Source organism: Rheinheimera sp. UJ63, assembly GCF_021568285.1.
GTDB classification, from domain to species: Bacteria; Pseudomonadota; Gammaproteobacteria; order Enterobacterales; family Alteromonadaceae; genus Alishewanella; species Alishewanella maricola.
The window spans coordinates 641,048-659,039 of record NZ_JAKGTQ010000001.1 but is presented as its reverse complement, the minus strand read 5'-3'; the positions used below and the strand labels follow the sequence as shown (position 1 = coordinate 659,039).

Here is a 17,992-nt window from a genome sequence, read left to right as displayed (position 1 = left end):
ACCACGGAGACTAACAGGATGGATAAATTAAATTTATCGAAGCATATTTCCAGCCAGTTCAACGAAGAATTGGAACAAATTAGAAATCATGTGATGTCGATGGGCGGCCTAATTGAGCGGCAACTTTATGATGCCTTAGCCGCCATTGCCAATAGCGATAGTGAATTGGCACAGCAGGTGATTGCCAATGATCTGAAGGTCAATGACTGGGAATTACAGATAGATAAAGAATGTACCCGAGTGATTGCCAAGCGTCAGCCTGCTGCCAGCGATCTGCGCTTAATAATGGCGATATTAAAAAGCATTAACGATTTAGAGCGGATCGGTGATGAAACACGGCGCATTGCCAAAGTAGCGCTGGAGTCTTTTAACAGTGATCAACAAGACTTGCTGGTAAACCTGGACAATCTGGGGCGACATGTCGCGCAAATGTTGCACGATGTGTTAGATGCTTTTGCTCGAATGGACGTTGAAGCAGCGTTAACCGTGCATAAAGAAGATAAAAAAGTGGATCGTGAATACGAAGCGATTACGCGGCAATTAATGACTTACATGATTGAAGATCCGCGTTCTATTCCTAAAGTGATGAACGTGCTGTGGTCGGCTCGTTCGTTAGAACGCATTGGCGATCGCTGTAAGAACTTGTCGGAATACATTATTTTCTTTGTTAAAGGTAAAGTGGTTAGACATGCCAGCCACGAAAAGCTCGAGCAGGAAGTTCGTGGCGACTAGCTCTTAGCCAAATGTTATGCCTTGCCTCTGCTGGTTTTCTAGCCGGGGCATTTTTTTGCAAACGACATTTCATTTTTATTACTTTGGCATTGCGGTTACAATGTCCGCCGACTACAGTCACTTAACATCAATGAGGCCCTCTATGCCCGCTAATACTTTTTTGTCCGTATTTGCCAAATCGCCAATAAAGCCGATTGAAGAGCATATTCGCAAAGTACACCAGGCCAGTGAGCAATTACTGCCATTCTTTGCGGCGGTTTATCAAAAAGATTGGACCCAGGCAGCGGAAGTGCGTAAAAGCATCGTTGCATTTGAAAAAGATGCCGATCGCTTAAAACGCGAAATTCGGATTAACTTACCGCGCGGTTTGTTTTTACCCGTTGACCGTACCGATATTTTAGAATTGGTATCACAGCAAGATAAAATTGCTAACAAAGCAAAAGATATTTCTGGCCGTGTGTTGGGTCGTGAATTAGAAATTCCTGAAACAATTCAAACTGAATTTACTGCTTATGTGCAGCGTTGTATCGATGCCACCGAGATGGCATCTCAGGTAATTAATGAACTAGATGAATTGCTGGAAACGGGCTTTCGTGGCCGTGAAGTTAATCTAGTGATTAAGATGGTCGAGCAATTGGATGCTATCGAGCACGATACCGATGAAATGCAAATTAAATTACGTAAGAAGTTGCGGCTAGCCGAGAAGGATCTTAACCCAGTCGATGTGATGTTTTTATATCGCACACTGGAATGGTTGGGCGATTTAGCAGATGTCGCCTTACGTGTTGGTTCCCGTCTTGAAATTATGCTAGCCCGCTAACCTAATAGGTAATTTTTTATGGCAATTTTAGAATCTTACGGCCTGATCCTGATTATTTTGGCCGCGGTATTTGGCTTTTTTATGGCTTACGGTGTCGGTGCGAACGACGTGGCAAATGCCATGGGCACCTCGGTTGGCTCCAAAGCCCTGACAATCAAGCAAGCTATTATCATCGCTGCTATTTTTGAATTTGCTGGCGCCTACCTTGCGGGGGGGTCAGTTACCTCGACTATTCGCTCCGGCATTATTGACTCCAGTTTCTTTGTTGATACACCTGAATTTATGGTGTTTGGCATGATTGCCTCGTTATTAGCTGCCGGTACCTGGTTGCTAGCGGCGTCTTACTTTGGCTGGCCGGTTTCAACGACTCACTCGATCATTGGCGCCATTATCGGTTTTGCCGTGGTCGCAGCGGGAAGCGAAGCGGTGCAGTGGAGTAAAGTTGGCGGTATCGTAGGCAGTTGGGTAGTCACGCCTATGCTGGCTGGCGTGCTGGCTTATATTATTTTTATGAGCGCGCAGCGGTTAATTTTTGATACGGATAATCCACTGGCGAATGCGAAGCGCTATGTACCCTTTTATATGTTTTTTGCCGGTTTAATGATGACGTTAGTCACCGTACAAAAAGGTTTAAAACACGTTGGCTTAGATATCTCTACCGCAAATGGTTTCTACATCTCGATTGCGGTGGGATTACTTGTGGCGGTGATTGGTAAAATTGCGATCTCTCGTATCAAGATTGATCCTGAAGCCGACAGACACATGCAATTTAATAACGTTGAGCGTATTTTCGGTATTTTAATGATTACCACCGCATGTTGTATGGCCTTTGCACACGGCTCGAACGATGTGGCGAATGCTATCGGCCCAGTAGCGGCGGTAGTGAGTGTGGTGACCTCTGGCGGTGAAATTGCCGCTAAAGCAACGTTAGCCGTTTGGGTGTTGCCTTTAGGTGCCATCGGTATCGTGATTGGTTTAGCAACCTTAGGTGCCCGGGTCATTAAAACAATCGGTACGGCGATTACGCATTTAACACCCAGCCGTGGTTTCGCGGCAGAGCTGTCTGCTGCTTCTACCGTGGTTATTGCTTCGGGTGCTGGCTTACCGATCTCTACCACGCAAACCCTGGTAGGCGCTGTACTCGGCGTGGGTTTAGCACGGGGTATTGCGGCCTTAAACCTGGGGGTCGTGCGTAATATCTTTATTTCTTGGGTTATTACCTTACCAGTCGGCGCAGGTTTAGCCATTGTGTTCTTCTACATCTTAAAAGCGATTTTCAGTTAAGCTTTAGTTGCAGCGGCGACAGCAGGGCTGTCGCCGCTGATAAGCCTGTCTTGTCTGCCTGCACCTTGTATTTCTTCTATCATGCCACTGTTGCTAATTGCTTAAATCGATTAAAAAAGGTAAGTTCTACCAATTCGATTGTAGCGAAAGGTTCAGCATGAAACGTCTGCCCAGTATTAAACAATTACAGTATTTACTCGCCTTGCATGAGCATCAGCACTTTGGCCGTGCTGCCGATGCTTGCTATGTTGGGCAATCGACACTCAGCGCGGCCATTGCCAGTTTAGAAGAGACCATGGAAACGCAATTATTAGAGCGTGACCATAAAACCTTTATTTTCACCGCCCTAGGTGAAGATGTTGTCAGGCTGGCACGCCAAATTATTGAGCAATGCGAAGAGCTGACCGATTTTGCTAAATCTCAGGGTAAACCGATGACAGGGCCTTTTCGGTTGGGTTGTATCCCGACTATTGCGCCCTTTGTGCTGGGTGAAGTTATGACACTGTGCCGTGAGCGTTTTCCCGAGTTGCAATTATTATTGCGCGAAGACACCTCAGATAACTCGTTGCATGCGTTAAGTGAAGGCCGCCTAGATATGGTGTTGCTGGCGCTACCCTATGAAACGGGCGTATTGCACACTGAAGTACTGCAACAAGATGCGTTTAATTTAGTACTGCATAAAGATTGGCAAGATCGGGGTTTTAATCAAGATATTAACCAATGGCCAGATGAAAGTATCTTCTTGTTAGAGCGCGAGCATTGTTTAACGGGCCATGCGGTAAAAGCCTGTGAATTAGAAGACAGCCGTAAGGTAAATCCGTTTTTTGCCACCAGCTTACATACCCTTACGCAAATGGTGAATAACAAACTGGGGGTGACCTTTATGCCGCAGATGGCGATTAACAGTGGTGTTCTAGAGGGCACCGAGTTAATCAGTCAACCGGCTTCTGCTGGGCAGGCATATCGGGATATCGGTGTCGCCTGGCGTCCAACGTCAAGTAAAGCGCGTAGTTATCAGCAAATGGCCGCGTTAATCGGTGAAGTGCTCTTAAAAAAGTGCCGGACAAGGGCTTGTTGACGTTTGCTGTTTAGATTTTGTTCGTTTGGCGGTGTTTTGATCGCGAAACGAGGAGTGCAGTACGCGGTACCCGGTTTGTTATTCTAAATAAACGACGAGAGAAGCTACCGCGTCCTGCTCTCGCCCCTGACCTACATCCATGTAGGCCACAAAGAGCAAAGCATCGCCAGACGAACCCTTCGGGCAGCGTGTGGCTGGCATTTCTACTGCGTTATACGAAATATATCCTATATTTCGCCTTCGGCCAGCAGAGCTGTTCCCGTTTGCTCCATACAAACGGGTCGCTTGTTTATGTAGAATAACTACACGGCACAAGCTCTGCCTTGTATAAATACCAGCCACTCAGCTGCAAAAACAACCATCAAATGTCAACAAGCCCTTGATAAATTTGCTAACATAGCGCCGCCGGATTTGGCCGGTAAAGCCAAGGACAACGCTATGTTAGTGAAAGATTTTAGTTTTGAGTTACCTGAACACCTAATTGCCAGTCAACCTCAGGCTGAGCGCTCAGCCAGTCGTTTACTGGCCATGCAGCGCCAAACGGGTGAACTGCGCCATCATATCTTCAAAGAACTGCTTGATTTGCTCAACCCTGGCGATTTGTTAGTGTTTAACAACACACGCGTGATCCCCGCCCGTTTGTTTGGTCAAAAAGCCTCTGGCGGCCAGGTTGAAGTGTTGGTCGAGCGCGTCTTGGACTCACAGCGTTTCTTAGCGCATATTCGTGCCAGTAAAGCGCCAAAACCCGGCACAGAATTACTGTTAGAGAACTCGGCTAAAGTGCTGATGCGCCAACGGCACGATACCTTATTTGAATTAGAGTTACTGGGTGATGAGCCGGTATTTGCCATGCTAGACAGGCTAGGACATATGCCGTTACCCCCTTACATTGCCCGTCCTGATACCGAAGAAGATAAAGCCCGTTATCAAACCGTGTATAACAAGAAACCCGGTGCCGTGGCTGCACCTACAGCAGGTTTACACTTTGATCAGCCCTTGTTAGATCAATTAGCGGCCAAAGGCGTGCAATTTGCTTATGTGACTTTGCATGTTGGCGCCGGTACTTTTCAGCCGGTACGCGTTGATTCGGTGTTAGAGCATAAAATGCATGCTGAATACATTGAAGTGGAGCAAGAGGTGGTGGAGGCCGTTGCAGCATGTAAAGCGCGCGGCAATCGGGTAGTAGCCGTAGGCACCACCTCAGTGCGCTCGCTTGAATCCGCTGCGGCACAGCATGGCGGTCAGCTGCAACCTTACAGTGGCGATACCCAAATTTTTATTTACCCGGGTTATCGCTTTCAAGTCATTGATGCATTGATCACCAACTTTCATTTACCCGAATCGACACTGATTATGCTGGTGTCCGCCTTTAGTAGCCAACAACATGTATTACAGGCATATAAAACGGCTATTGCAGAGCAATATCGCTTCTATTCCTATGGCGATGCGATGTTTATTAGTTAAGGCGCTGGCTGAATACTGCTATAATGGCCGCCGATTGCGCGCGGCCATATTGCGGCAAAACGCTAATAATGACGAGCCGGACTGTTTTTCCGGCCAGAAGAGGTAAATTTTGAAATTTGAATTACTTGCTACTGACGGTAAAGCCCGTCGTGGTCAACTTATTTTTGATCGTGGTGTGGTGGATACCCCTGCCTTTATGCCCGTGGGGACCTACGGCACGGTAAAAGGCATGACACCAGAAGAGTTAGATGCCACCGGTGCGCAAATTTGCTTAGGTAACACCTTTCACTTAATGCTGCGTCCGGGCACTGACATTATTAAGTTACACGGTGACCTGCATGATTTTATGCATTGGCATAAACCTATCTTAACCGACTCAGGCGGTTTTCAGGTGTTTAGCCTTGGCGAACTGCGCAAAATCACCGAAGAAGGCGTTAAGTTTCGCTCGCCGCTAAATGGCGAACGCATCATGTTAACGCCAGAACGCTCAATGGAAGTGCAGCGCGATCTGGGTTCAGATATCGTGATGATCTTTGATGAATGTACGCCTTATCCGGCGACCGAGCCACAAGCTCGTAAGTCCATGGAATTATCGCTGCGCTGGGCGAAACGTTCAAAAGATACGCATGGCGATAACCCGTCAGCGTTATTTGGTATTATCCAAGGTGGCATGTATCCGCATTTGCGTGACATTTCACTAGCCGGGTTAGAAGAAATTGGTTTTGACGGCTATGCCATTGGCGGCTTATCGGTAGGTGAACCCAAAGCCGATATGATTAATATTTTGAATCACACCACCGATAAAATGCCGGCGAACAAGCCGCGTTATTTAATGGGTGTAGGCAAACCAGAAGACTTAGTTGAAGCGGTACGCCGTGGTGTGGATATGTTCGATTGCGTCATGCCGACACGCAATGCCCGTAATGGCCATTTGTTTGTCAGTGATGGCGTGATTAAAATCCGCAACGCCAAGCATAAAACCGATACCGCGCCGTTAGATAAAGACTGTGATTGTTACACGTGTAAAAATTATTCTCGGGCCTATTTACATCATTTAGATCGCTGCAACGAGATTTTAGGCGCGCGTTTAAACACCATTCACAACCTGCATCATTATCAGAAGCTGATGCAGGGATTGCGCGCAGCTATTGCCGCTGGTAACTTGTCTGCTTTTGTAGCAGAATTTTACGCAAAAAGAAGTATGCCAGTACCATCGCTGGACGCAGAATTAACAGAATAACTGATTTTAACATTAAGGGGACAACCATGAGTTTATTCATTAACCAAGCCTATGCCGATACCGCTGCCGCACCACAAGGTGGTGGTTGGGATTTAATTATTATGTTGTTGGCGTTTGGTTTGATTTTTTACTTTTTAATCTACCGCCCACAAGCCAAGCGTGTAAAAGAACATCGCAACCTGATGTCGGCTTTAGGTAAAGGTGATGAAGTGCTGACGCAAGGCGGTATTGTCGGTCGCATTACTAAAATTGCTGAAGATAAAGACTTTGTCGTTGTGGCATTAAATGACAGTACTGAAGTTACAGTACAAAAATCCGCTATCAGTGCGGTATTACCTAAGGGTACTTTAAAGTCGTTATAAGCGGCACTGCTAACGAAAGGATGTATTCGTGTTAAACCAAAATCCGCTCTGGCGGTACCTGGTCGTTATCGGGGTACTGCTACTGGCATTAGTTTACGCAATGCCAAATTTATATCCGGAAGATCCGGCGCTGAATATTAATGCAACCCGTGGGGGCGTGGTGTTAGAAAGCACTCGCCAACAGTTGGAGCAAGGCTTTATCAGTGAAGGTGTTACGCCAAAATCGGTAACACTGGAAAATGGTCAGCTGTTAGCGCGCTTTCAATCTGCTGAAGATCAGCTGCGAGCGCGGCAAATTGCCATTAATTTATTGGGTACTGTTAACTATGTTACTGCATTAAATTTAGTGCCCACCACCCCCGATTGGCTTGCTGGCATTGGTGCAACACCAATGAAGTTAGGCTTAGATTTACGTGGTGGTGTGCATTTTTTAATGGCAGTAGACATGAAAGCGGCCATTGATAAAAACATCAATGACATGGTGGGTGCGTTCCGTGCCGACTTACGTGAAGCTAAAGTGCGCTACCGTTCGGTTTCTGCAGATGTAGATCGCGGCATGGTGCAACTGCAATTGCGCTCAGCTGAAGATGTGCAAGCGGCTCGCTCGGCATTAGGCAAACTGGACCGTGAGTTAGTGTTTACTGACGGCCCTGCTGAATTTAGCCTACAAGTGACCTTAAGCGAAAATCGTCTGCGCGAAATTCGTGAATATGCGTTAGAGCAGAACATCACCATTATCCGTAATCGGGTGAATGAAATTGGGGTGGCCGAGCCGCTGGTGCAACGTCAAGGTGCTGATCGTATTATCGTGCAATTACCTGGCGTACAAGATCCGGCGCAAGCTAAAGAGATTTTGGGCGCAACGGCAACACTCGAGTTTCGTTTAGTTGACGAGCAAGGTGACTTAGGTGCGGCCTTGAATGGTCGTTTACCACCTGGTTCAGGTTTGTATTATGACCGCAGTGGCCAACCTTTCTTACTGGAAAACCGCGTGATGCTGACCGGTGAACACATCACCAATGCCAGCTCAAGTTACGATGAATACAGCCAGCCACAGGTGAATATTTCATTGGATGCGCAAGGTGGTAATTTATTATCGAATGCCACTCGTGAAGCGATTGGTCGGCGTATGGCTACCGTGTTTATTGAATATAAACCGGGTGAGCAATTACAAGCCGATGGCACGCCAGTACTGATTAAGCAGGAAGAAGTGATCAATGCCGCGACCATTCAAGCGCGTTTGGGTCGCAGTTTCCGCATTACCGGTATTGGTAACCCTGCTGAAGCGCAAAACTTAGCCTTGTTATTGCGTGCCGGTGCCCTGATTGCGCCTACGCAAATCATCGAAGAACGCACCATAGGGCCAAGCCTCGGTCAGGAAAATATCGATCTAGGTATGACAGCCATTATGTGGGGTATGGTGGTGGTATTGATCTTTATGGTGATCTACTACCGTGTGTTCGGTTTAATCGCTAACTTGGCGTTGGTCGCTAACTTGGTGTTAATTATTGGCTTTATGTCGATGATCCCCGGTGCCACCCTAACTTTACCGGGTATGGCGGGTATTGTGTTAACTGTCGGTATGGCCGTTGATGCTAACGTGCTGATATTTGAACGGATCCGTGAAGAAATTGCCGAAGGCCGCTCGATTCAACAAGCGATCCATCAAGGCTATGACCGTGCTTTTGCGACAATCGCTGACTCGAATATCACCACATTATTAGTGGCGTTGATCCTGTTTGGAATTGGTACTGGCCCAGTGAAAGGCTTTGCCATCACTTTAGCTATCGGTATTTTAACCTCGATCTTTACTTCAGTAGTGGGTACCCGCTTGCTGGTTAATTTATTCTGGGGCGGCCGTCGCGTACAGTCGTTACCGATGTAAGGAGCTTGGTGTGAGAATATTTAGTTTTAACGAACCTCTCAATTTCATGCGCTTTAAGATGCCAGCGCTGATGCTGTCTATCGTGTTACTGCTAAGCTCGTTTGGCTTGCTGTTCACAAAAGGCATCAATTGGGGGCTGGATTTTACCGGCGGTACGGTTATCGAAGTGGGTTACACCCAAAACGCTGATCTGACCCAAGTGCGTGCCATTTTAGCCGAACGCGGTTATGCCGATGCGGTAGTGCAATATTTTGGCTCAAGCCAAGATGTCGCGATACGTATTGCACCAAGAGAAGGGGTAGAGCAAAGCCGGATCTCGAATGAGATTATGGCGGCGTTATCCGAAACCTCTGCTACGCCGATTGAAATGCGTCGTATTGAATTTGTTGGCCCTTCGGTGGGTGACGAATTAAAAGAGCAGGGTGGCTTAGCCATGCTGACGGCGTTAATTGGTATCTTGTTGTACGTGGGGATGCGTTTTGAGTGGCGCTTGTCATTAGGCGCCGTATTAGCGTTAGGACACGATGTCATTATTACCCTGGGTCTTTTCTCCTTGTTACAACTTGAGTTCGACCTGACGGTACTGGCGGCGATCCTAGCGCTGATTGGTTACTCAATTAACGATACTATCGTGGTGTTTGACCGGATCCGGGAGAGTTTCCGCAAATTACGTGATAGCACGCCAGAAGAAACCGTCAATGACGCAGTAACCTCAACGCTAAACCGTACGGTTGTTACGTCATTAACCACGATTATTGTATTGGTTGTGTTGTTTTACATGGGGGGCGCTTTGATCCATAACTTTGCCACTGCACTGTTATTTGGTATCGCCATTGGTACTTACTCTTCTATCTTTGTGGCCAGTGGTATTGCGGTTCAGCTAGGCTTAAACCGCGATGATATGTTACCGCCACCCCCACCTGAGAAAGAAGGTGAAGGTACCGAGCCGTTAATGTAATTTAGCGAAAACTGTGTTAAAAATGCCAGACTGTGACTGGCATTTTTTATGGGTAAAATATGAGTAAGCAACATGCTGCAGGCTTTATCGCACTGGTTGAAGCCGCCAAACAACAGATCAAAGAAATCAGCATCGATGAGCTTTTAGCTCACGAACAGCCTTATGTATTGTTAGATATTCGAGAAGATCACGAATGGCAACAGGGACACTTTCCTGAAGCGATGCATCTGGGCAAAGGGATTATTGAGCGTGATATCGAGCAGACGGTTGCCGATAAAAAACAAAAAATCGTGCTGTATTGTGGTGGCGGTTACCGCTCGGCTTTAGCAGCGTTAACCCTGCAGCAGATGGGCTATCAACAGGTGTTCAGCTTGGCGGGTGGGTTTCGTGAATGGCAAGAGCGTCAGTTACCGCTGATTAAGCCTTTATGATTAAGCCTTGAACGCCTGCCATGGCGCAGCCTGCACTGTCGCCATGGCCTGTTTTAGCGTTACTCGGTAATTTGCTGTGACGCTGCCGAGGTGGCTTGGCCTGATGTCAGACGTAACATTTGTAAGTCTTTGCCACTAGGGTGCTGGTACACACTTAATCCAAACTCGGGCAAGATCGCGAACAGATGATCGAAAATATCCGATTGGATCCCTTCATAGGCAACCCAAGCAATGGTATTAGTAAAACAATAGATCTCCAGTGGCAAGCCTTCTGGGGTGGGTGCTAATTGCCGCGTCATCATGGTCATGTCTTGATGCACATGCGGATGACTTTTTAGATACTGCGTAACATAGGCGCGGAAGGTGCCTAAATTAGTAATGCGCCGAGTATTCACCGGCTCGCGGCCTTGCTCTTTCAGTTCAGCATTCCACGCCGCAATATCAGCCTGTTTATCGCTAATATATTGAGTTAATAACCGAAAACGACTGAGCTTTTTGATTTGCTCTTCTGATAAAAAGTGCACACTTTGTTGATCGAGCATTAAGCTACGTTTAATGCGTCGGCCGCCAGAGTCTTGCATGCCACGCCAGTTTTTAAACGGATCGGTCATAAAGCGGCGGGTGGGGATAGTCGTGATGGTTTTATCCCAGTTTTGTATTTTTACCGTGTGTAGGGCGATATCAATAACATTACCATCGGCATGCAGTTGTGGCATTTCAACCCAGTCACCCACGCGGATCACGTCGTTAGAGGAGATTTGCACACTGGCCACTAACGATAAGATGGTGTCTTGGAAAATCAGCATCAGTACCGCGGCCATCGCACCCAGGCCAGACAGTAAAATCAAAGGCGAGCGGTCGAACAGCGAGGCAATCATCAAAATCACCGCGACCGCGTAAATCACAATTTTAAGTAGTTGGATATAGCCTTTAATCGGCTTACTGCGTGCATCTTCGCGTCGGGCGTATAAAGAGTTAATTAGCGTTAACAGATTACTTAGCGCAATAGCGATAGTCAGCACAATAAAGGCGTTAGTCACGTTAATGGTAACCTGCACCAGCAGTTCGGGTAATAGCGGTACGCGATTGACTAAGGTCGAAATAACCAGCGCAGGTACCACATTGGAAAGCCGATTAACAAAACGAAAATCTAAGCCGCGTTGCTCACACTGACTTTTCTTTAAACCTAATAAACTGAAAACGCTTCGCAGCAGAATATGCTTAACCAGAAAATTGGCTAGCCAAGAAAGTGATAATAGAATCGCGATGCCTAACCACATGGCAAGGTGAGGATTGGCCTCTGACCACGATTTTATCGAGGCGATAGTACTAATGATTTCTTGCATGCTTAACCTTTTACTGGCTGAGAGAAGGACGCTAAAGCGTCCAGCTTAGTCAGGCTGTGAGCAGGCCTGTGAGCAGTGCAACCATCAGCGGATAGATTACCCGCTAAGATTAGCGCTGTGGCGATGGCCGCACAGCGCTGGCCGTATAACTTATTTTGCTAACGTTTCTGACAGGTGTGGCCGCATGCCTTTCACCATAGCTTGCAATACTTTTGGGCTGGCTGCAACAATGTTGCCGCTTTTCATGTGGTTATTGCCACCAGCAAAATCACAGACCATACCACCGGCTTCGCGGATGATCAGTTCACCTGCGGCGATATCCCAAGGCTTTAAGCCAATTTCCCAGAAACCGTCAAAACGACCGGCAGCGACATAAGCTAAATCTAAGGCGGCAGAACCGGTACGGCGCATGTCGGCGCAGTCGGCAAAAAACGCGTTGAAGATTTTGCTGTAGCTGTCTAAATGGTGTTTGGCTTTAAAAGGAAAACCGGTGGCTAAAATACTGCCTTGCATATCTGGCAGGTTATTTACCCGAATACGCGTACCGTTTAATTGTGCACCACGACCGCGAGACGCCGTGAACAATTCACCACGTAGCGGATCGAAAATAACGGCTTGGTCTAGTTTACCTTGATGTTTTAAGGCAATAGAAACGGCAAAGTGTGGAATGCCTTTGATGAAGTTGGTTGTGCCATCCAACGGATCAATAATCCACTGGAATTCACTGTCGTTGTTACCGTAATCGCCATGTTCTTCACCGACAATACCATGGGTTGGAAAAGATTTTTTTAACACCGCAACAATAGCTTGTTCAGCTTCGCGGTCAACGTTGGTAACAAAGTCGTTGCTGCCTTTCTGCAGTTTTTCAACCATGTCGAGCTGGCCACAAGCTCGTGCAATAATATTACCCGCGGTACGGGCAGCACGAATGGCGATGTTTAACATCGGATGCATAGCGATTACCTTATTTTAAAAAGAGCTGTATAAAGAACAATCAAAAGAGCGGCGCATATTGTAGCGGCTGCTTGAAAAAAGTAAAGCATTTGCCTCGGTGTTTCTTAATTTGTCTGTTGCAGTAAAAGGTTAAAAACGTGATAAATTGCTGGGGTTGTTCAGATAATATTCAGCCAGTAACCGCAGAATAAGCTTATGCTTGTCTAAAACCTTTGGGATATCTTGATGAACCTACTGACTCGATTGCTTGCTGTAGCGGCTTTACTCAGTTTAACTGCCTGTGGCGCACTGCATACCAGTGTGGCTAAACGACAGTTAGATGTGCAAACTAAAATGAGCTCAAGTATCTTTCTTGAGCCAGTTGATCCTGAATTACGCACGGTCTATGTTGATATTCGTAATACCTCTGACAAGCCTGAATTTAATGTGCGCGAAGAGGTGATCTTGACGCTGCGCAGTCGCGGTTATCAAGTCATTGATAGCCCCTCAAAAGCCCACTACTGGTTACAGGCAAATGTGTTACAAGTTGGTCGTAGCAATGCTCGTGATAGTCAAGGAGCGCTTGCTGCCGGCCCCGGTGCGGTTGGTGGTGCAGTAACGGGTGCGGTGATCCATCGTTCAACAGGGGGGTCTGTTGGCGGTACGGCAGGTGCAGCGGTGGCGGGTGCCGTAGTCGGTACGGTAGTGGATGCCATGGTACAAGATGTTTATTACAGCGTGATCACCGATATTCAAATTATGGAGAGATTTTCTGGTCAAGTACAAGAACGTTCTGAGCATACGTTGTTGCAAGGTGATAGTGGCAGTACTCGGTCAAGTTATTCTCAGCAAACCAATATGCGTAAATATCAAACACGCATTGTCAGTTCAGCTAATCAAGCAAACCTAAAATGGGAAGCGGCGGCACAGCCGTTAACCGATGGCGTCGCGCGTGCTTTAGCTGGGCTATTCTAAATGTCGTTGCTGTGCAAAGGCGCGATCTTAAGTGGTTTACTGCTGTTATCCGGCTGCGGCGCGCTGCATACCTCAGTGAGTAAGGGCAAGCTTGATGTGCAAATGCGCATGAGCGAAACCATTTATTTAGATCCGGTGGAAACTGAGCTGCGCACGGTATTTTTAGACATTCGACAAACGGCGGCGGAGTATCAACGGCCGTTAATGCGTGATGTGGCCTCGTTACTTTCGGCGCGCGGTTATCAGTTAGTTAATTCACCTAGTGCTGCGCAGTATTGGTTGCAGGTCAATATTCGTACCGTATTAAACCAACCGCCGCAGCAAGTGTTACGTGAACAATACGGCATGAGTGAGCAACAAATTGCCGAGTTTATGCGCCCTGGTAGCAGTGTTGTTGCCAATAACACGCCGGCAACGCGCCGTCGCGCGTCTGGCCCAGGTGTAGTTTATGCCGATGCCGGCTTTTCTACTGATCTTGATACCAAAGATGTGGTACGTGCTTTAGCCGTGGTTGCGGTAATTGTTGGCGCGGAATATGTCGGTAATCAGTTGGTGAAAGATAAATACTTTACCTTATTAGCCGATATTCAAATTGCCGAGCGGATTACCCCAGACAGCGATGAGCCTGTGCTGGAACAAAGCGAACAGCGCTTATGGCAAGGGGACAGTGGCCAGTTAGAATTGTTGTGGGAGCAACATACCGATCGGCGTAAATATCAGGTGAAGTTGCTAGGCTTTGCCAATAAAGCCAATTTAACGTGGGAAGAAGCCGAACCCTCTTTGCATAACGGTATATTACGTTCTTTGGCCGGCATTTTTTAACGGCGTTACGCTCAAAACGTTATCAAAGCCAAGACAACATTATTTCCAATACTGCTCAACTGTAATATTGCCGGGGTTACGCCGCAGGTTTTTGGTTAAACCCATGCCTTCCAATAAGGCTTTAGTGTCGGTAATCATTTGTGGGTTACCACAAAGCATTACCTGTGATTTTGGGTTTAGCAACTGACCGCACTGTTGTTGTAACTGCTGGCTGTTTATTAATTTGGGTATCCGATCTTGCAGGGCACCAGGGTAGGTTTCCCGGGTAACGATCGGCTGATAGTGTAACTGTTCGGGATACTTTGCCACAAAGCTGGCTATCAGGTCTTTATAGGTTAAATCGGCTGCGTTGCTGACACTGTGTACTAGAATAATATGGGCGAAGCGCTGATAAGGTTCAGCGGTGGCTAGCATCGATAAATAGGGGCCTATGCCGGTGCCAGTGGCAATCAGCCACAAGTTGTCGCCGTCAGGTACTTCATCCAGAATAAAAAAACCAGTAGCCGGCTGACTAATTCCCAGCGTATCGCCAGGCGTTAATTGCTGTAATAACGGCGATAACAAGCCATCGGCAACGGTGCTGACTAAAAACTCCTGATATTCGCTGTCAGGTGGGTTAACCAGTGAATAAGCGCGCTGAATCCTTCCTTCAGGGCCATCAATGGCCAGTCTGACAAACTGACCGGCAATAAAAGGTAGTGGCCCGGTCTTAGCTTTTATGCTGAATAAATTTCCGGTCCAGTGAATTGTTTCCGATACCGTCGCATTTAACCATTGCGCCATAGCGTTCTCCGGTTTACTTTAATTTTCTTAGCATAGCAGCTTAACGCAGAGGGTGTAATGGAAACCATCAGCTGGCAAGACTTTGCCAAAGTAGAACTTCGGGTAGGCACCATTATCGCTGTAGACGATTTTCCTGAGGCCCGAAAACCCGCCTATAAACTGCAATTAGATTTTGGCAGCGACATTGGTATCAAAAAATCCAGTGCCCAGATCACCAGCTTATATAGTAAAGAGCAATTATTGGGTAAGCAGGTCATGGCAGTGGTAAATTTTCCAGCTAAGCAAATCGGCCCTATGCAGTCAGAGTGTCTGGTTACCGGTTTTGCCAGAGAAGATGGTGCTATCGTGCTGGTATCAGTAGACAGCCCGGTGCCCAATGGGGCTAAGTTGGGTTAACGCCACTGCTGATCAGCAGTGGCGTGTTCAAAATAGTAGTCGACGATCTGTTGGCAGGCTATTGGCGGGTAAGCACAAAGCGTCCCGGCCCCTGAGTAAGGGTTAGCTGTTTTGCCTGACCGGTAGCAGGCTCAAACTCGAGTGTGGCGTCCACGACAGTAAGGTACAAGCTACGTGCGCTTGCGGCTTTTAAAGCCAGTGCCGGTTGTCCCGCGACTTGCACCACTAGTCCGTTAGCATCATCTGAGAAAATTTTCAGTTGCAACTGTTCGGACGCATAGTTACCAATCAGCGCTTGCTGTTGTTGTGGCGTCAGGCTGATATCGGCTCTTGTCGCAACATCACCGGTTCTTTGCCAGAATTCCTCTGCTCCGTCACCGTCATAAAACATGTTAAGACCGATTGGGTTGCCCTCTTTGTTTCGTTGGATCACCAAACGGGTTACGCTATCTGTAAAGCCAAAACTGTCGTTTCCCTGCGCGATTAGTTCGAAGGGGCGACTGCCTGCGCGGGTCGAGAATAACTTGCCGTTTTGAATCTCCAGTGTGCGACTGTCCTCAGCTTTGCTATAAACCCCGCTCACTTCACGCAATTGGGCTTCAGAGAGGCTAACTGACGGGTATTCCGGGTAGGGATTACCGCTGGCATATGCAGCAATTTTTCGACCTAAATAGCTAAGATCTGGTCCGGGGCCATCACTGTTTCGAAGCATCACCACGGTTATTTTGGCTTGAGGTACGTAAATCAACATCGAGACAAAACCATTGATGCCACCGCCATGCTGAAGTTCCTCCATACCCCGTAACGTCCCCCTGAAAATACCAAAGCCATAATTGCCATCATTCTCTGCTGCAGCACCGGTTGGTGTAATCATTTGCTGGTAGCTGGCTGCTGTTAGAAGCTTGCCGCCATGCAACAGGCGGTTCCACTGCCACAGCGCATGCGCATCTGCTACCAGGGCACCAGCGGCATGGGGTTGGGTCATGCTTAATAAAGCCGCTTGCGTAACATCTTGTCTTGGACGCAAGCTGTAGCCACTGGCCATCCCCGGAATAATAGTTTGCTCGCCAGGATAACGAATATTACTGATCTGATTGGGTTGCAGTAACGCATCGTTAATATACTGATGCCAGCTTTTTCCGCTAATGGTTTCAATAACAGCCCCCAGCAGCACATAACCGGAATTGTTGTATCTGAAGTCTGCACCTGGAGCAAAATCGACTGTTAAGTCTTTAAACTCGTCAATCAGCTCTGCGGTGGTTAATTCCCTGCGAATATTATTATGCATATAGCCGGGAATACCGGTATAGCTTTTCACGCCAGAGGTATGATTTAGCAAGTGCAATAGCGTAATATTTTTTGCATTTGGATAATCTGGCAAGTATTTGTTAAGTGGGTCACTCAGTGATGCTTTGCCTTCGTCAATCAGCTTTAACAGGGCCGCCGCCGCAAACTGTTTGGTCACAGAGCCGATCCGGAATTTATGTTCTGAACTTAATGGCACGGCAAGTTCGATATTAGCCTGGCCATATGCCTTATGAAATAACACCTCGTCACCCCGAGCAACCAATACCGCAACGCCCGGACCCTTGCTATCTATTGGTTGTTGTAACAGTAATTGATCGGCGTAACCGCTTATCGCTGTTGTATTCGGTAAAGTCGTTGTTGCCATTACAGCGCCACTGGTGCAGCACAATACGCTGGCTAGCCATAGTTGTTTTAACATAATTACTCCTTGTTATTGTTATGCAGTGTGTATTGTCTGTAACCGGGTCACAGTTGGGGATGTAGAGGCAAAAATGAGACCATATTTTTTCTTGCTTTAAATCAATAAATTAACAATTAAGAGCATAGTCGGTTTTAGCAAAACCACCAAAAAGTACGTTTTTCAGCCAATGGGTTAGCGGATTTACCACACAACAGTATTAAGTTGGCTTGTTTGCGGTGCAATGAGGTATCGTTTTGTGCAGGAAGGGGGAGTTCAGACTGAATTTATGTAAAATGGCAGGCGACTATTAATCCGGACTTTGTTCATGTCAGAATATTTATTTGTCTATGGCACGCTTCGCCAACATGCCCCGCGCCGGGCAGCTGGCAATCGTTGCTATCAGTTACTGCAGCAATATGCCAGCCTTGTCGGGCTGGGTGGTTTGCAGGCTAAGCTGTATTTGGTCGATTATTACCCCGGTGCCGTGCCAAGTAACGACCCCGCTTGGCAGGTTGTCGGTGAAGTTTATCAGCTAGCGAAAGCTGCAAATTTACTCACAGAGCTGGATGCCTATGAAGAGTGCGACCCTGGTTTTGCTAGCCCCACTGAATATCTGCGACTTAAACAACCCGTCACCCTACAAAATGGTGCAGCGGTTACTGCTTGGGTCTATGTTTACAACCGCGCGACGGATGATTTAAAGCCCATTTTATCAGGTGATTTTACGCTGGATGGAAACTGATCGTGACTTTGGAATAGAAAAGGCCGCTACGCG

At 47.3% G+C, this 17,992-nt stretch carries 18 protein-coding genes; 14 read left to right on the top strand and 4 right to left on the bottom strand.

Annotation, left to right across the window (positions count from 1 at the left end; genetic code table 11):
• Positions 1 to 18: 18 nt before the first annotated feature.
• The 10 genes from phoU (at position 19) to L1N97_RS03025 (ending at position 10,254) form a co-directional block, all read left to right on the top strand.
• Positions 19 to 732 carry a phosphate signaling complex protein PhoU gene (gene phoU, locus L1N97_RS03070; protein ID WP_226749467.1) on the top strand — a complete coding sequence of 238 codons (714 nt, stop codon included), beginning with the start codon at positions 19 to 21 and terminating at the stop codon, positions 730 to 732.
• Between the two features lie 142 nt (positions 733 to 874).
• Positions 875 to 1,552 (top strand): TIGR00153 family protein, encoded by a 678-nt coding sequence (locus L1N97_RS03065; protein ID WP_226749468.1) that lies wholly within the window; start codon positions 875 to 877, stop codon positions 1,550 to 1,552.
• 18 nt (positions 1,553 to 1,570) lie between these two features.
• Positions 1,571 to 2,836 carry an inorganic phosphate transporter gene (locus L1N97_RS03060; RefSeq protein ID WP_229585269.1) on the top strand — a complete coding sequence of 422 codons (1,266 nt, stop codon included), beginning with the start codon at positions 1,571 to 1,573 and terminating at the stop codon, positions 2,834 to 2,836.
• Positions 2,837 to 2,993: 157 nt separating this feature from the next.
• The gene (locus L1N97_RS03055; protein WP_236128784.1) at positions 2,994 to 3,914 is read left to right on the top strand and encodes a hydrogen peroxide-inducible genes activator; all 921 of its coding nucleotides are present in this window, start codon (positions 2,994 to 2,996) and stop codon (positions 3,912 to 3,914) included.
• Positions 3,915 to 4,352: 438 nt separating this feature from the next.
• Entirely contained in the window at positions 4,353 to 5,378 is a 1,026-nt protein-coding gene (gene queA / locus L1N97_RS03050; RefSeq protein ID WP_236128783.1) for a tRNA preQ1(34) S-adenosylmethionine ribosyltransferase-isomerase QueA, read from the top strand.
• Positions 5,379 to 5,487: 109 nt separating this feature from the next.
• A complete protein-coding gene (tgt, locus tag L1N97_RS03045; protein ID WP_236128782.1) occupies positions 5,488 to 6,618 on the top strand; it encodes a tRNA guanosine(34) transglycosylase Tgt in 1,131 nt (376 codons plus the stop codon).
• 26 nt (positions 6,619 to 6,644) lie between these two features.
• Entirely contained in the window at positions 6,645 to 6,980 is a 336-nt protein-coding gene (yajC, locus tag L1N97_RS03040) for a preprotein translocase subunit YajC (protein WP_226749473.1), read from the top strand.
• Positions 6,981 to 7,008: 28 nt separating this feature from the next.
• Positions 7,009 to 8,865 carry a protein translocase subunit SecD gene (gene secD / locus L1N97_RS03035; RefSeq protein WP_236128781.1) on the top strand — a complete coding sequence of 619 codons (1,857 nt, stop codon included), beginning with the start codon at positions 7,009 to 7,011 and terminating at the stop codon, positions 8,863 to 8,865.
• Between the two features lie 10 nt (positions 8,866 to 8,875).
• The gene (gene secF, locus L1N97_RS03030; protein WP_229585273.1) at positions 8,876 to 9,823 is read left to right on the top strand and encodes a protein translocase subunit SecF; all 948 of its coding nucleotides are present in this window, start codon (positions 8,876 to 8,878) and stop codon (positions 9,821 to 9,823) included.
• Between the two features lie 59 nt (positions 9,824 to 9,882).
• Positions 9,883 to 10,254 (top strand): rhodanese-like domain-containing protein, encoded by a 372-nt coding sequence (locus L1N97_RS03025; protein ID WP_226749476.1) that lies wholly within the window; start codon positions 9,883 to 9,885, stop codon positions 10,252 to 10,254.
• A 59-nt stretch (positions 10,255 to 10,313) separates the two neighbouring features.
• On the opposite strand, the gene L1N97_RS03020 is transcribed toward L1N97_RS03025, so the two are convergent.
• Positions 10,314 to 11,600, bottom strand: a complete 1,287-nt coding sequence (locus L1N97_RS03020; RefSeq protein WP_236128780.1) for a mechanosensitive ion channel family protein — start codon at positions 11,598 to 11,600, stop codon at positions 10,314 to 10,316.
• A gap of 150 nt (positions 11,601 to 11,750) precedes the next feature.
• On the bottom strand, positions 11,751 to 12,554 hold the full coding sequence (gene suhB, locus L1N97_RS03015) for an inositol-1-monophosphatase (RefSeq protein WP_226749478.1): 804 nt from the start codon (positions 12,552 to 12,554) through the stop codon (positions 11,751 to 11,753).
• A gap of 225 nt (positions 12,555 to 12,779) precedes the next feature.
• Here suhB and L1N97_RS03010 point away from each other — a divergent pair, with 225 nt between their 5' ends.
• The gene (locus tag L1N97_RS03010; RefSeq protein ID WP_236128779.1) at positions 12,780 to 13,508 is read left to right on the top strand and encodes a complement resistance protein TraT; all 729 of its coding nucleotides are present in this window, start codon (positions 12,780 to 12,782) and stop codon (positions 13,506 to 13,508) included.
• Entirely contained in the window at positions 13,509 to 14,330 is an 822-nt protein-coding gene (traT, locus tag L1N97_RS03005) for a complement resistance protein TraT (RefSeq protein WP_229585277.1), read from the top strand.
• 39 nt (positions 14,331 to 14,369) lie between these two features.
• On the opposite strand, the gene L1N97_RS03000 is transcribed toward traT, so the two are convergent.
• The gene (locus tag L1N97_RS03000) at positions 14,370 to 15,113 is read right to left on the bottom strand and encodes a ferredoxin--NADP reductase (RefSeq protein WP_236128778.1); all 744 of its coding nucleotides are present in this window, start codon (positions 15,111 to 15,113) and stop codon (positions 14,370 to 14,372) included.
• Between the two features lie 57 nt (positions 15,114 to 15,170).
• Between L1N97_RS03000 and L1N97_RS02995 the strand changes: the two genes are divergently transcribed.
• Positions 15,171 to 15,509: a tRNA-binding protein gene (locus L1N97_RS02995; RefSeq protein WP_229585279.1), complete on the top strand. Its 339-nt coding sequence runs from the start codon at positions 15,171 to 15,173 to the stop codon at positions 15,507 to 15,509.
• A gap of 58 nt (positions 15,510 to 15,567) precedes the next feature.
• Here the strand turns inward: L1N97_RS02995 and L1N97_RS02990 are convergent, their stop codons facing one another.
• Entirely contained in the window at positions 15,568 to 17,235 is a 1,668-nt protein-coding gene (locus L1N97_RS02990; protein ID WP_236128777.1) for a serine hydrolase domain-containing protein, read from the bottom strand.
• Positions 17,236 to 17,542: 307 nt separating this feature from the next.
• On the opposite strand from L1N97_RS02990, the gene L1N97_RS02985 reads away from it, so the two are divergent.
• Positions 17,543 to 17,959 carry a gamma-glutamylcyclotransferase family protein gene (locus tag L1N97_RS02985; RefSeq protein ID WP_236128776.1) on the top strand — a complete coding sequence of 139 codons (417 nt, stop codon included), beginning with the start codon at positions 17,543 to 17,545 and terminating at the stop codon, positions 17,957 to 17,959.
• Positions 17,960 to 17,992: the final 33 nt, after the last annotated feature.

What these genes read in the sequence shown, in the direction of transcription:
- L1N97_RS03020 (WP_236128780.1), bottom strand. Translation starts at nt 11,600, where the DNA reads ATGCAAGAAATCATTAGTACTATCGCCTCGATAAAATCGTGGTCAGAG.
- L1N97_RS03055 (WP_236128784.1), top strand. Translation starts at nt 2,994, where the DNA reads ATGAAACGTCTGCCCAGTATTAAACAATTACAGTATTTACTCGCCTTG.
- phoU (WP_226749467.1), top strand. Translation starts at nt 19, where the DNA reads ATGGATAAATTAAATTTATCGAAGCATATTTCCAGCCAGTTCAACGAA.
- queA (WP_236128783.1), top strand. Translation starts at nt 4,353, where the DNA reads ATGTTAGTGAAAGATTTTAGTTTTGAGTTACCTGAACACCTAATTGCC.
- L1N97_RS03060 (WP_229585269.1), top strand. Translation starts at nt 1,571, where the DNA reads ATGGCAATTTTAGAATCTTACGGCCTGATCCTGATTATTTTGGCCGCG.
- traT (WP_229585277.1), top strand. Translation starts at nt 13,509, where the DNA reads ATGTCGTTGCTGTGCAAAGGCGCGATCTTAAGTGGTTTACTGCTGTTA.
- yajC (WP_226749473.1), top strand. Translation starts at nt 6,645, where the DNA reads ATGAGTTTATTCATTAACCAAGCCTATGCCGATACCGCTGCCGCACCA.
- suhB (WP_226749478.1), bottom strand. Translation starts at nt 12,554, where the DNA reads ATGCATCCGATGTTAAACATCGCCATTCGTGCTGCCCGTACCGCGGGT.
- L1N97_RS02995 (WP_229585279.1), top strand. Translation starts at nt 15,171, where the DNA reads ATGGAAACCATCAGCTGGCAAGACTTTGCCAAAGTAGAACTTCGGGTA.
- L1N97_RS03065 (WP_226749468.1), top strand. Translation starts at nt 875, where the DNA reads ATGCCCGCTAATACTTTTTTGTCCGTATTTGCCAAATCGCCAATAAAG.
- L1N97_RS03025 (WP_226749476.1), top strand. Translation starts at nt 9,883, where the DNA reads ATGAGTAAGCAACATGCTGCAGGCTTTATCGCACTGGTTGAAGCCGCC.
- L1N97_RS03010 (WP_236128779.1), top strand. Translation starts at nt 12,780, where the DNA reads ATGAACCTACTGACTCGATTGCTTGCTGTAGCGGCTTTACTCAGTTTA.
- L1N97_RS02990 (WP_236128777.1), bottom strand. Translation starts at nt 17,235, where the DNA reads ATGTTAAAACAACTATGGCTAGCCAGCGTATTGTGCTGCACCAGTGGC.
- L1N97_RS03000 (WP_236128778.1), bottom strand. Translation starts at nt 15,113, where the DNA reads ATGGCGCAATGGTTAAATGCGACGGTATCGGAAACAATTCACTGGACC.
- L1N97_RS02985 (WP_236128776.1), top strand. Translation starts at nt 17,543, where the DNA reads ATGTCAGAATATTTATTTGTCTATGGCACGCTTCGCCAACATGCCCCG.